Annotated in this window: 10 protein-coding genes and 1 tRNA gene; 9 read left to right on the forward strand and 2 right to left on the reverse strand. The window is 38.1% G+C overall.

Going from position 1 to position 14,379, the window contains the following annotated elements; translation table 11 throughout:
• The first annotated feature begins 42 nt into the window (after positions 1 to 42).
• The 7 genes from PPA04_RS03325 (at position 43) to PPA04_RS03355 (ending at position 10,049) form a co-directional block, all read left to right on the forward strand.
• Complete coding sequence (locus tag PPA04_RS03325) at positions 43 to 1,929, forward strand: beta-glucoside-specific PTS transporter subunit IIABC (RefSeq protein WP_057784062.1); 1,887 nt, start codon at positions 43 to 45, stop codon at positions 1,927 to 1,929.
• Between the two features lie 14 nt (positions 1,930 to 1,943).
• Positions 1,944 to 3,386: a glycoside hydrolase family 1 protein gene (locus PPA04_RS03330; protein WP_057784065.1), complete on the forward strand. Its 1,443-nt coding sequence runs from the start codon at positions 1,944 to 1,946 to the stop codon at positions 3,384 to 3,386.
• 309 nt (positions 3,387 to 3,695) lie between these two features.
• Positions 3,696 to 3,768, forward strand: a tRNA-Thr gene (locus PPA04_RS03335).
• A gap of 593 nt (positions 3,769 to 4,361) precedes the next feature.
• Positions 4,362 to 6,008, forward strand: a complete 1,647-nt coding sequence (locus PPA04_RS03340) for a peptide ABC transporter substrate-binding protein (RefSeq protein WP_057784067.1) — start codon at positions 4,362 to 4,364, stop codon at positions 6,006 to 6,008.
• Positions 6,009 to 6,020: 12 nt separating this feature from the next.
• Positions 6,021 to 7,289 carry a peptidase T gene (pepT, locus tag PPA04_RS03345; RefSeq protein ID WP_373295126.1) on the forward strand — a complete coding sequence of 423 codons (1,269 nt, stop codon included), beginning with the start codon at positions 6,021 to 6,023 and terminating at the stop codon, positions 7,287 to 7,289.
• Between the two features lie 156 nt (positions 7,290 to 7,445).
• Positions 7,446 to 9,269 (forward strand): glycosyl hydrolase 53 family protein, encoded by a 1,824-nt coding sequence (locus tag PPA04_RS03350; RefSeq protein WP_057784071.1) that lies wholly within the window; start codon positions 7,446 to 7,448, stop codon positions 9,267 to 9,269.
• Positions 9,270 to 9,401: 132 nt separating this feature from the next.
• A complete protein-coding gene (locus PPA04_RS03355) occupies positions 9,402 to 10,049 on the forward strand; it encodes an FMN-dependent NADH-azoreductase (RefSeq protein ID WP_057784073.1) in 648 nt (215 codons plus the stop codon).
• A 64-nt stretch (positions 10,050 to 10,113) separates the two neighbouring features.
• Here the strand turns inward: PPA04_RS03355 and PPA04_RS03360 are convergent, their stop codons facing one another.
• Positions 10,114 to 11,826 (reverse strand): aryl-sulfate sulfotransferase, encoded by a 1,713-nt coding sequence (locus PPA04_RS03360; protein WP_057784075.1) that lies wholly within the window; start codon positions 11,824 to 11,826, stop codon positions 10,114 to 10,116.
• A gap of 303 nt (positions 11,827 to 12,129) precedes the next feature.
• Here PPA04_RS03360 and efp point away from each other — a divergent pair, with 303 nt between their 5' ends.
• Together efp and PPA04_RS03370 are read left to right on the forward strand one after the other, a co-directional pair.
• The gene (gene efp, locus PPA04_RS03365) at positions 12,130 to 12,708 is read left to right on the forward strand and encodes an elongation factor P (protein WP_057784076.1); all 579 of its coding nucleotides are present in this window, start codon (positions 12,130 to 12,132) and stop codon (positions 12,706 to 12,708) included.
• Between the two features lie 98 nt (positions 12,709 to 12,806).
• On the forward strand, positions 12,807 to 13,676 hold the full coding sequence (locus PPA04_RS03370; protein WP_057784078.1) for an ROK family protein: 870 nt from the start codon (positions 12,807 to 12,809) through the stop codon (positions 13,674 to 13,676).
• A gap of 50 nt (positions 13,677 to 13,726) precedes the next feature.
• Here the strand turns inward: PPA04_RS03370 and PPA04_RS03375 are convergent, their stop codons facing one another.
• The gene (locus PPA04_RS03375; RefSeq protein ID WP_057784080.1) at positions 13,727 to 14,131 is read right to left on the reverse strand and encodes an iron-sulfur cluster biosynthesis family protein; all 405 of its coding nucleotides are present in this window, start codon (positions 14,129 to 14,131) and stop codon (positions 13,727 to 13,729) included.
• Between the last annotated feature and the right edge of the window lie 248 nt (positions 14,132 to 14,379).

Here is a 14,379-nt window from a genome sequence, read left to right on the forward strand (position 1 = left end):
TATTTGGGTCTTTTTTTATGGAAAGAAAGGAAGAAATTAATTATGGATTATGCAGGTTCAGCCAAACAGATTTTTGAGGCAGTGGGTGGCGAAAAGAATATTAATTCGTTGATTCATTGTATGACACGGCTACGTTTTCGTTTAAAGGATGAAAGTATTGTAGATGATGAGGCAGTTAAAAATATCCCAGGTGTCATGGGTGTTAATCATCAATCTGGTCAATATCAGGTTATTATCGGTAACGATGTGACAAACTACTACAATGAAATTTTGAAACTAGGCAAAATTGATACAGGTGATGCGGACCAAACACCTGATCAGGGAGAAGAAAAACAAAAAGTTAATTTGTTTAACCGGTTCGCCAATTTTATTTCATCATGTATGTCACCTTTAATTCCAGCCTTAATTGGTGGTGGGATGATCAAGGTTATCTTGATTTTATTGCCGCTTTTAGGGTGGTTGAATGAAAAAGGACAAACCTATGCAATTTTAAACATCTTTGGGGATGCGCCATTTTATTTCTTGCCGGTCATGTTAGCTTATACAGCTGCCAAGTACTTTAAAGTTACGCCAATGTTGGCAATCACGATTGCCGGTGTTATGATTCATCCGAACTTCACAGCAATGGTTACAGCAGGTAAAGCGGTTCATTTTATGGATTTACCTGTTACATTGGTTAATTATTCATCATCAGTTATTCCAATTTTGTTAGTAGTTTGGGCAATGAAGTATATTGAGATGGGAATTGATAAAGTTTGCCCCGCCTCATTAAAGAGTATTCTGAAACCACTGTTAGTTTTGTTTGTGACAGGTACTTTAGCACTTGTTTTGATCGGACCAATCGGAACATATGCGGGTAAATTATTATCCTTTATCATTTTATTTATCCAAGGAAAAGCAGGCTGGCTTGCGATGGCTTTGATGGCCGCCTTTATGCCGCTGATTGTTATGACTGGGATGCATTGGGCCTTTGCACCAATCTTCTTAGCTGCTTCCGTTGCTTCACCAGATACTTTGATTCTTCCAGCAATGTTGGCTGCTAATATTGCGCAAAGTGCGGCATGTTTTGCCGTCGTATTTATGACCAAGAATCGAAACACACGTCAGATTGCGAGTGCTGCCGTAATTTCTGCTTTGCTAGCTGGAGTAACTGAACCTGCTTTATATGGTGTGACTTTGAAGTATAAGAAACCATTATACGCAGCTATGATTTCAGGTGGAGTTACCGGATTGTTTATGGGAATTGTCAACTTGAAGTCGTTTGCGTTTGCTGTGCCTTCATTGATTTCGTTACCACAGTTTGTTAGCAAGACAGATAGTAGCAACTTAATTAATGCAATCATTGTACTAGTTGTTTCGTTTGTACTGACCTTTATTTTGACATTTGTTTTTGGAATCGACGAAAAACCAGTTAAAGCAGCTGCTATGTCGGAAGACGAGCCAGCAGTTAAAACAACGGTGCCTTCTGGTGCCAAAGAAACTAAAAAAGTTTACAGTCCGGTTAAAGGTGAAATGATTAACTTAGAGAGTGTTTCTGACGATACCTTTGCTCAAAAAATGTTGGGTGATGGCGTTGCTATTATCCCAGAAGAAGGTAAAATTTATGCACCATTTGATGGCCAGATTATGACCGTCTTCCCAACGAAACATGCGATTGGTTTAAAGAGTGATACAGGAATTGAATTGTTGATCCACATTGGATTGGACACTGTTAATTTAAAGGGTGTGCCATTTACAGCTCATGTGAAAGACAACGATCAGGTTAAAAAGGATCAGCTTCTGATGGATGTTGATTTAGATGCCATTAAGAAGGCGGGGTATGACATTACAACCCCAGTTATTGTCACTAATACAAAAGATTTTGTTGAAATTGTATCGAATGAAAAAACGACAGTTACTAATGATGATGTTGCTTTATATATTATTTAAGGAGGAAATGGACTATGAGTAGTTTTCCGAAAAACTTTATGTGGGGTGGCGCGACAGCCGCTAACCAGTTAGAAGGCGCTTATCAAGCAGGCGGCAAGGGTTTATCAATTGCCGATGCTTTGCCTGGTGGACCCGACCGTTTTAAATTGGTTAATGCTCCTGATTTTGATTGGACAATTGATGAAAGTCAGCATACTTATCCAAATCATGACGGGATTGATCATTACCACCGTTTCAAAGAAGATATCGCGCTATTTGCAGAAATGGGCTTCAAATGTTACCGATTCTCAATTGCTTGGACGCGTATCTTTCCAAATGGTGATGAAAAACAGCCAAATGAAGCTGGACTGAAATTTTATGATCAAGTAATTGAGACTTGTCAGAAATACGATATTGAGCCGGTTATTACGATTTCGCATTATGAAATGCCTTTAAACCTTGTGAAAAAATATGGTGGTTGGAAAAATCGTCAGTTAATTACCTTTTACGAACGGTTTGCGCGGACAGTGCTGGCTCGCTACTATAAGCAAGTTAAATACTGGATGACGTTTAACGAAATCAACAGTGCCTTTAATTTCCCTGTCATGGGCCAAGGATTAGTTGCCTCTAATGGTGCCGATGATAAGCAGAATATCTATCAGGCTTGGCATAATCAGTTTGTGGCAGGTGCAAAAGCCGTCAAAATCGGTCATGACTTGGATCCTGATCTAAAAGTCGGTTGTATGGTTCTTTATGCCACAACTTATTCCTATGATGCAAATCCAGTTAATCAATTAGCTACACTAGAACAAAATCAAGCCTTCAATCATTTCTGTGGCGATGTTCAAGTACGTGGAGAATATCCAGCCTATACGGAAAAACTGATGAACAAGTTTGGTTTCAGTTTTTCCGATCTGGAAATTGGTGATGAAGATTTAGCAACTTTAAAGGACAATCCAGTTGACTATATTGGGTTCAGTTATTACATGTCCACCACGGTTGATGTGGCTGATAAGAATCGTGAACAGGCTTCCGGGAACTTAATTGGGGGCGTGAAAAATCCGTTCTTAAAGACAAGTGACTGGGGCTGGCAAGTAGATCCAATCGGTTTACGAATTGCTTTGAACGAACTATATAACCGTTATCGCAAGCCATTGTTTGTTGTGGAAAACGGTTTGGGTGCGGTTGATAAACCAGATGACCAGTTCCATGTACAAGATGATTACCGAATTGATTATTTGCGTGAACACATCAAAGCAATGGCTGGCGCGATTACAGATGGTGTGGATCTCATGGGATATACGCCATGGGGATGCATTGATCTAGTTAGTGCTTCAACTGGTCAGATGTCTAAACGCTATGGATTTATTTACGTTGATTTAGATGATCAGGGAAACGGGACATTGAACCGCTACAAAAAGGCTTCTTTTGATTGGTATAGAGAGGTTATCAAGAGCAACGGTGAAAATTTAGGCTAAAGGTAGTCAAAATTGAATAATAAAGGCCTTCTAAATATAAAGCAATTTATTTTTGGAGGGTTTTTAATTTTTCACCTTTCTGTATTGAAAAAAGCTAGGAATATTCATTTTTAATCAGGCACTATCTCAAATGTTGTGTGACGCATCTAAAACACTAAAGATAGGTGCTAACTATCCACTGGTTTATACAATAATTTTAGAGATTTGTAGCAAATTATGTAGTTTTCAAAATAAAACTGTTTGAATTTTCTACATAATTCGGTATACTAGTTAAGGAGTCTTTTTGATTCTTTCACGAATATATCGTTTGCTTGTTTAGCTCAGTTGGTAGAGCATCGCTCTAGTAAAGCGGAGGTCGCTGGTTCAAGTCCAGTAACAAGCATCGTTGAACACTCACACACATATGGGTGTTTTTTTGTGTTTTCGTTAAGACAAACAGTTTTTGTGAGATTAGTGATTTGAATGGATCTTAATCATTAAATTAAAATCTAATTATAAAAACGAGCGTTTTGTGACTGATAGATCATATTTGTAGCTTTTGAACAAAAAAGTAAATTATGGTTCTGAATATTCAAGTCTATATTCAATAGGATTTGCATACCTAATTATTTTGGGTGATCTAGATAAAATTAGAAGACAATCATAATTTTCTCATTGACAGCATAGAAAACGGTGGTATGATTAAAAACGTATTAAATCGAAACAAACGAGATACCGTGATAAGAAGAGTAGCACAATTAGTATGTTTATAGAGACCGCGAGTTGGTGAAAGCGTGGATCAGAAGGTTGTGTGAAGATGAACTTGGAGTAAATTAACAGTGGAAGCTATTAATTCGTGATGAGGCCCGTTAATGCCTCAAACTTTTGGTAACAGAAGTTATTGAGGTGGAATATGCGAGTATTTCACAAATTAAGGTGGTAACACGAAAATCGTCCTTCAGAAATGAGGGACGATTTTTTTATATTCTAGAGGGGATGGTTGTTATGAATCGAAAAATAAAATCGGTTGTAGTAGTTTTAGGGTTGTTAATTTTAAGTGGTTGTGGAAGTCAAGCAACGGCAGGAAGCAACACCAAACTGGCTAAAAATCAGGTGTTGAATTGGACAGAAAGTTCAGAGCTGGCAACGGCAGACTTATCACAGGCGACGGACACTTTAAGTTTCAATACGTTAATGAATACTCAAGAGGGACTTTATCGTTTAAACAGTAAAGGAACACCTAAGGGAGCGCTAGCGGCAAAGACTAAGGTTACAAATGGCGGTAAAACTTACACATTTACATTACGTAAAGGCGCAAAATGGTCTAATGGAGATGCTGTAACGGCTCAAGATTTTGTTTATTCTTGGCGGCGAACAGTTAATCCTAAGACAGCCTCTCAAGATGCATTTTATTTCTACCAAGTTAAAAATGCAGAAGCCATCAATAATGGCAAAAAATCGGTTAAGACACTCGGAATTCAGGCAACAGGTAAATATAAATTGACAGTGTCACTGACAAAACCAGTTTCATATTTTAAAAAGCTTTTAGCTTGGCCGTTATTCTATCCTTTGAATCAAACGATAGTTAATAAATACGGTAAGAAGTTTGGAACTCAGGCAAAGTACACGGTTTCTGACGGTCCTTTCAAGTTGGCTAACTGGAATGGACAAAGTAAGAAGTGGACGTTGGTTAAGAACAATAAATATTGGGATAAAAAAGCAGTTCATTTAACTAAGATCAATGAGCTTGTTACGGAAAGTACCACGACGAGTTACAACTTATTTAATGCTAAACAAACAGATGAAACATTGCTTAGTGGTCAACAAGTAAAAAATAATAAAAACAATGCAGATTTTGTGAAACGTTTGCCAACTGCAACGGCACGCTTGGAGTTAAATCAAAACAAGGTAAAGGCCTTCAAGAATGTTAACGTTCGCCGCGCATTCTCACTTGCAATTAATCGTAAGCAACTGACAAATGACGTTTTACAAGATGGCTCAGAGCCTCTTAAGGGATTTGTACCATCTGGAATGGGAAATAACCCCAAAACTGGTGAATCATTTGATAAAGAAGCATATGTAAAATCAGCAGTTAGTTCTGATTTAGCAAAAGCAAAACAGTTATTGAAGAAGGGCTACCAACAAACTGGTGTAAAGAATATCAAAGTAACTTTACTAACTTCAGACACAGATAGCAGTAAACAAACTGCCGAATTCCTTCAAACTGAATTAGATCGGTTACCAAATGTGAAGGTGTCAATTTCAACGATTCCGTTTGTCCAACTCATCTCTAAACAGAATGAGAAAAACTATGAAGCGACGATCCAGACCTGGCAATCAGTTTTTGCCGATCCAATTAATTTCTTGGATGTTTATGAATCTGGTTCGAGCTACAACACTTCGGGATACAAAAACAAAACGTTTGATAAGTTATTGGACGAATCAGAAAACGACTATGGCAACCAGCCAGAGAAAAGGTGGGCTAAATTGGTCGCGGCTGAAAAGTTATTGATGAGCGATCAAGGCACGATTCCGCTGTATCAAGTTGCTAAGTCTCAGCTGCTACGTTCAAACGTTAAGAGCGTTGTTTATAATCCTGCCGGCGTTCCTTATGACTGGAAAACAACATATATCACAAAATAAGGGATGAAAGAAATGAGTGAAATCAATCAAGATTATATTGAAAAGTTATTCGTAAAATATGCAAAAGTAAATACCAGATCAGATGATCGCAGCCAAACGGTTCCCACAACGCCGGGACAAGTCGCGCTAGCTAAACTGGTCACAGCTGATTTGAAGAAATTGGGCGTAGCAAAAGTTAAATTTGATGAAACCAATGGCTATGTGACGGGGACTTTGCCAAGTAATTCCGACAAACCAATCAGTGCGTTGGGTTTCATTGCCCATTTGGATACCGCCGATTTTTCAGCGAACCATGTAAAGCCACAGGTGCACCCCAATTACGATGGCCAGGATATCGTGTTAAATGAAGCTAAACAAATTGTATTGAAAGCTAGTGAATTTCCCAACTTGAAAAAGTTTGTGGGTCAGCGTTTGATCACTTCAGACGGGACAACTTTATTGGGCGCCGATGATAAAGCCGGCGTTGCGGCGCTATTCGGCGCACTAGACTATTTCATTCAAAATCCAACTGTAGCGCACGGACCAATTCGGGTTGCGTTTGGACCAGATGAAGAAATCGGGCGGGGTGCTAAACAGTTTGATGCCAAAGGCTTTGGAACTGATTTTGCGTATACACTAGACAATGGTCAGCCGGGTCAATTTGAATATGAAACTTTTAATGCCTCTGAAGCCAAAATTGAGGTCGAAGGGACCGCCGTTCATCCGGGAGATGCCTATGGACTGATGGTGAATGCCGTGACAATTGCAAATGAGATTGTGAGTGCATTGCCTAAAGATGAGGTTCCGGAAAAGAGTCGGGATCACGATGGTTTTATCTTAGTTAATCATTTTGAAGGGGCAGTGGCGCATGCCAGCCTGAATTTAATTTTGCGTGATTTTGATACGCCTCGCTTTCATCAAAAAGAAGCTTTGCTTAAACGCATCGTAGCCAAAATTAATGACCGTTTTGTGGAGCCGCGAGTCACTTTAGAGTTGACTGAACAGTATCAAAATATTGGCGATGAAATTCGAAAAAATCCCTACATTGTTAATTTAGCTTTGGATGCTTATCGCCGAATCGGATTAACACCGGATATTCAGCCGTTTCGTGGTGGAACTGATGGTAATGCCATCACTGCAAAAGGGATTCCAACACCAAATTTATTTAATGGCGGGGATAATTTTCATGGTCCTTACGAATTTGTTACCACAGAAGCAATGGGAGTCGTCGCTGAAACAATCGTTGCAATTGCACGGGAACATGTCCGTCAGTTTGGACACCATGACGTAAAACCACTTTAAGTTAATAATTTTTGAAATAGCTATTCATTGGGAATGGCTATTTTTATTGTTCAGATGATTAAAACTTACCCTGACGATCTTTTAAGAAAAACTTAAGATAAAACAGTAACTAAAAGCTTATAAAGTTTCAAAAATATTATCTGGGGAGATAATCATATGAGAAAATGGCGTAAACTTTTTGCCCAGGCACTGATTGCTAGTGCTGGGATTTTAGTGGCGTTAAGTGGCGCAACAACTTCGGTTTTTGCGAATGCTGACGGTACGACAAATGTTAAAAATGACAAGGTAACTGTCAATCCAGCTCACGGGGTGACAACGAACTCTATTCAAGGAGTTGACATCTCGAGTTTACAAGCTGAACTGAATGCCGGCGTTAAGTTCTATGGTTACAATGGTAAGAAACAAGATATTCTTCAGACTTTGGAAGGCTCAGGTGTAAACTATGTCCGTCTTCGAATCTGGAACGATCCATATGATAGTAAAGGTCATACATATGGTGGTGGGGATGCAACTTTAGCTAATGAAGTAAAAACAGCTAAAGATGCAACGGCTCATCATATGAAGGTTCTAATTGATCTACAGTATTCTGACTTTTGGGCAGATCCAGCAAAACAAGCACTTCCAAAAGCTTGGAAAAACTACACGTTTGCTCAAAAGAAGACGGCAGTTTACAACTATACTAAAAAAGTTGTGACAACCATGAAAAAGGCCGGTGTAGACATCGGTATGGTGCAGGTTGGTAACGAAACAACTAAAGGTATGATGCAAGAATCAGATCCTGCTAAATACATGCAGTACATTGCTGAAGGGGTTAATGCCGTTCATAAGTATGCACCAGGTGCTTTGGCAGCTGTTCATTATGAGTCTCCTTCTGAGTCTTCCTTTGCCAAAATCGCCGCTGAATTAAAAGCTAATAAGGTTAATTATGATGTCATGGGCGCAACTTACTATCCACATTGGAATGGTCCTGATAGCAAATTAATTGGCGCTGAAAAGGTTATTACTAAGACATATAAGAAAAAATTTGCCGTTATGGAAATGAGCTATCCATACACAACAGATGATATGGATGGACAAAATAATATTGTGGGTGACATTACAAACCCACCATTCCCAATCTCAGTTCAAGGGCAATCTGACGCGATTAGTGACGTTTGGAAGACAGTGATGCAAAATGGTTACGGCAAGGCTTTGGGTGCGTTTTATTGGGAACCAGCCTGGATTCCTGTCAAAGCTGGTTGGGATAATTACCAATACAACCGAGATATCAGTGTGAAATATGGCACTGGTTGGGCAACTCAATACGCTGCTAAATATTACGGTGATGCTGGTTATAGTGATCAAGAGGAAAATGTTAATTCGTACTGGGGAGCTTCCTCATATGATAATCAAGCTCTGTTTGATCCTCATGGCTATCCATTACAGTCTTTGTTAACCTTCAAGAAAATGATTACGAACTATGTTTCTGGGAGTGCTAAAAAGCCCGTAGATCGATACAAAGTTGCTAAAAAGGCCTATGCTTACACTTTTAATGGTACAAGCGACAATTTTACTTTCAAAAAAGCTTTCGCCCTTAGTTCTTTGAAAGGCTATTATAAGATTAATAAGGCTGAGTATGTAATTAAAAGAAATGGAAAAACGTATTTGTACTATCACATTACTTCAGGCAAAAAGTCTGGTTGGATCTGGCATTCCTATCTTAAGAAATGTCCAAATAAGATCACTAAAACTGTCAAAGTAAGTTACAAGCATCGCTATGTTGTTAAGCATAAAAAAGGCAGTGTTTATGGTTTCCAAGGTAGTTCAAACGATTTTCAATATGTAACTCTTCATTATTTGAAGAATTATCCTAAGACTCACTTTACTGTGACACGTAAGACTTATGTCAAAAAATACAATGGCAAGACATACTTGTACTACTATGTTCATTCCGGAAACGGAAAAGTTCATGGTTATGTATGGAATGGCTATTTAAAGTAAATTAGATTCGATAACTTCTTTGATCGCTAACAACGATTAGAGAAGTTATTTTTGGTTTAAAAACTACTTTCGACTAGGATTAATATAAATTGTGGTATTGTATAAACGTAATAAATAAATGGAGATGATGAAATGAGTACCGTTTTAGTTATTAAGGCTCATCCTGCAACCGAAGATGTTTCTAATTCTTTGGTCATCGGAGATCATTTTGTTGAAACTTATCGGCAAGCACACCCCGAAGATCAGATTATTGGGCATGATTTATATGCTGAAGGCGTGCCGGAAATTAACAGCAGCAATTTAGACAGCTGGAAGAAACTCACCAATGGTGTTACTTATCAGGAGCTTTCAGAAAACGAGCAGATCTTATTAAGCCGTCAACAACAGCTTCAAGAACAATTCATTCAAGCTGATAAATACGTCTTTATTAGTCCAATGTATAATCTGTTTTTGCCGAATCGTTTAAAAATGTATTTGGATCTGGTCATTGTTTCTACCAAAACATGGGTGGAAGGTGCGCATGGCCCAGAAGGAACCTTGCATGATAAAAAAGCTATTCATATCCAATCCTCAGGCGGAACATATCATCATTCGGATAATGCCTTTATGGCAACTCTCGATATGGGGGATGCTTACCTAAAAGCGTTACTTGGCCAAGTAGGTGTCAAGGATTATCAAGGTATTTATTGTGAAGGTAATTCACATCGAGACCCTGATGATATGGCAGCCAATCGAGAAACAATTGCTAAAGAAGCCGAAAAGGTTGCCAAAGAGTTTTAAATAGAAAAAATGCTGATCAAAAGTTGACCAGCATTTTTATTTTCTTAAATTTTAAAGATACGTGTCAGTTAATTTTCTTTAGGGAGAAACCAAAATGTTTTGGATAAAGAGACATTCGTTGTGCACGATAACTCCAATCGCCACTACTAAAGCCAGTTCGATTGACGTCAAACACAATCTGTTTAGTTTTACGGTTGATTTCTACAAATTCACTTCTTGTGCCGCTATCCGCATAGCCAAAGTTGATAAGGCTATTTCTTTTACCAATTGCGTAGTTACTGCCGACAATATTGGTGAAATCCGATGTGCCACGTGACTTTACGTAACCCCAAACTTTTGTCACTGTCTTTTTAAGTTGATTGATTTTTACGATGTTGGCGGCTGAGTAATCTTCCGAAATGCTTTGGTTACCTCGGGTTACCACCACGTTGTTATTGTAAAATTCCAATTCTACCTGATTTCCCTTATTTTTCTTGGTGTGAATCAGCATAATTGCATGTTGACCGGCGTTGAAATTGTAGTTTTTAGTAGTTGGTTTCAACAAATATTTTTGATAGGATTTGGGTAATTTTTGATTAGCCGCCAAAATCCATTTTAGTTTTGTAGATTTATAATTAATGGCAAAAATCATATCTTGATTCCGGCCAGATACAAGTAAATTGCCAGTCTTTTTATCATAGTACATGGAATTTTGATGGAACCAGTCAGTTTTACCATCTGAGCGGGTAGTACCAGAGTATTTCGTATAGGCACTCTGAGGCAAAATTCGTTTTAAATCTATCACTTTTTTTATTTTTCCTGTTTGGCGGTCGATCTCGATCATAGTATCTTCAACGTAATTTGCGGAGCCATCATCCACAGTTAATAACAAGTTGTGGTTGGGTAACTCAATGGCGTCATGATGAATAACTGTATTAGTTGCTAATTTTTTATGATCCGAGTGGGTCGGAAACAGGCCACTAAAATTATACTGGCGATAAACACGTCCATAAAAATCAGTTTCTTGTAGGGCGTTATATTTTGGAGTTGTTTCGCTAATTTTTGTGAGAATTAACAAATGACCATTGCTCAATTGTTTAAATACATGTGAGATCGATTTTGTGCTGTACCACCGGACTTTTCCTTGAGCATCAAGTCCATAAGTTATGCCTTGGCTACTTACAGCAAATGTTAATTTTGTATTTCCAGATCCCAGGACCATTTTTGAGGGCTTACTTGTTTTGACAGCGTTTGTTCCAATATCTGTAGGTAAGGATCCAGTTTTCATGACGTAAACACGGGAAAACTTGTGGCCACTTTTAGTTTCAAAGGTTAGTTTAACCCGATTTGTGCGGTCGGCATATAAGCCTAAGACGCCAACGCTATGAGCATTAGTATAAGATTTATACCGCTTTTTAATGGTGGTTTTACTGCTGTCCCCTTGAACAGATACACTGACACGAGTCGCTGCTTTGGTTTTGACTAATATTAAGCCAGTTAAAGGGCTGGTCTTGTACGGATTTACGATGACTTTTGCTTTACCGATACCAGTGTTTAAGTTTGCAAGCCGTTTTCGATAGGTTTGGCTTAAGTGATTGGTTGTTTTAGTGTTTTTGGTCGATAGTGTGGGCTGCAGATTCAGTTTGATTTGCGCGGTACTTAAAATATGCTTACTGTGATGAACTTGATCCACTAAAAAGAATGTACGGATGTTCGCTCGCTCATAATAGGCCAATCCACCGGCCAGAAAAACTAGAAGTAGACAGCCAATCGCAATTTTTTGCCACTTACGCCTCATAACAAGATCCTCTAATCGTTTTGTTTTGATAATTTAAGAATAGCTTTAATTTAACGTATTTTAGGCAGAAAAATCGAATGTTTAGGAAATTTTATTAAATAATCTGGAGGAAAGTTCAGCAAACATCGCTATCAGATGTGCTTATCTCATTATGAGAAACTTTGTTTTGGTAATTTTAGTGTTAAACTAGATATAGATACTAAAACGAAGGGAAGTCGGCTATATGAGTCCTGGACCTGGAGCGCGATCATTAAATGAGGTTAATCGAAATTAAATTTTAAGTAACGTACAAGGAGAAAATACATGATTGAAGCAATAAATCTTAAAGCAGGAATGACATTTGAACAAAACGGTAAGTTAATTAAAGTATTGGCTTCGGAGCATCATAAGCCAGGAAAAGGTAACACTGTGATGCGAATGAAGTTATATGACCTCCGTTCAGGTTCTACTGTTGAAAAAACAATGCGTCCTGAAGAAAAGGTTGAACAAGCAATCGTTGATACAAAGGATGCTCAATATCTTTATACTCAAGGCGATGTAGCTGTATTCATGGATATGGAGACATACGAACAGTACGAAATTCCAACAGCTACGATCCAAAATGAAATGAAATTTATGTTGGAAAACATGAACGTTAAGATTGATTACTTCAATTCTGAAGTAATTGGTATTACTTTACCAAACACAGTTCAATTAAAGGTTGCAGAAACAGAACCTTCAATTAAAGGCGCGACTGTTGCTGGTTCTGGTAAATCAGCTACCATGGAAACTGGGTTAGTTGTTACTGTGCCAGATTTCATTAAAGAAGGGGAAGTTCTTGATATCAACACACAAAAGGGAACTTACCAAAGTCGTGCTTCAAAGTATAACGATGAAAACTAAAAAGTGTTAAAAGGATGATTTCGATGAGAAATCATCCTTTTTTTATCGTATAATAAATATGTATGCGATTTCAAAATAAAAGATAGAAGTGATTTGAGTTGAGTAACATTGGATTGATTGATATTGGCGGAACAACAATTAAGTTTGCAGTATGGGATGGTCAGGACTTGGCAGGACATACTTCTCGAAAGACACCAGCCACTTTGGCCGAATTTTACGATGTTTTGACAGAAGAAGTTTTGAAAATGAAAAACCAGTTTCATATTGAAGGGGTCGGAATTAGTTCCCCCGGTGCAGTGAATAAGAAGACTGGTGTTATTGAAGGCGCAAGCGCGCTACCATACATTCATAACTTTAAAATTCAACCGGAGTTAGAAAAACGATTTGGACTGAACATTAGTATGGAAAACGATGCAAATTGTGCGGCTTTAGCTGAATTAGCGGATGGTGCTGGACAGGGGGCAGACAGCTTACTGTTTTTGGTGATTGGAACAGGTGTTGGCGGTTCAGTCATTATTAATCACAAAATTTGGCATGGCGCGCATTTATTTGGTGGTGAATTTGGGTTTACTTTATCGGATGATACTTATACTTTGAGTGAGTTGGGCACTTCGGTTCGAGTAGCTAAAAGATATAATAAAAAAACAGGTTTGGAGAAATCAGGTAAAGAAGTTTTCGATCTGGCTAAGGCTGGGGATGAAACGGCGAAGGCTGAAGTAAATAAGATGTACTGGGCACTCGCAAAAGGTATTTATAATTTACAATATAGTTTTGATCCCGAAAAAATTGTCATTGGTGGCGCAGTTTCCAATAATCCAGATCTGATTCCAAACATCGAAAAGAACATCGAAAAAATTAGAAAACAAGTAAAGATTGCTTCGCTTAAACCAGACGTGGTCTCATGTAAATATACGGACCAGGCTAATTTAAGGGGAGCTGTTGTTGATTTTGAACAAACTTATGGGTAATAGAAAAGGATGGCAAATTTGCCATCCTTTTAGTTTAGATTTTTAATTGTTTAGCAGATTTTGCCGCCAAGTTCGGACATTTCTGCTTTCATAGCATTTTTATCTTCGGTGGGTGTTGTGTAAGCGTCAACGGTAACGGCACCATCTAGTACACCACTGTCATCAGTTAATTTTAATGAAGCATTCTTATAGTCGAGCGCTAAACCATTACCAAGAAATGTGGTTTCGGGTTCTGCGGTTGTCATTGTTAAACCAGCATTGTTTTCTAATTCAACACCATATTCTGGATCTGATTGGTCAGCTACGACCAACTGGAATTTATTACCGATCGAACATGAACCACCAAGTTTTGAAAACTTACTGGAACCATCGTCTAGTGCTAAAAATACATGTTTTCCTGCAGGAATCTTGCTTGTTAAGTAGGCTTTTGCTTGATCTTTAATGTTAATCTTCATTAAATTCACCATCTTTCAAAGATTTGTTTACTTGAGTACAATAAGTATCATACATGCTTACTATAAATAAGTAAAGTTAACTGCTCACAACCTATTTGGAATTATTTTGCTTATTTAATGTTTATTTAAAGTAAGGAGATTAATATGAATTTATTCATTAAGAAAGCAACAGTTCAATAGCCCTTTTAGTGGAAGAGCAGAATGGCCTTTCAAGATGAGATTTTTCATATGTTCAACTCCCCTGTAAT

The sequence above is a fragment of the Pediococcus parvulus genome, assembly GCF_007990205.1.
Lineage (GTDB): Bacteria > Bacillota > Bacilli > Lactobacillales > Lactobacillaceae > Pediococcus > Pediococcus parvulus.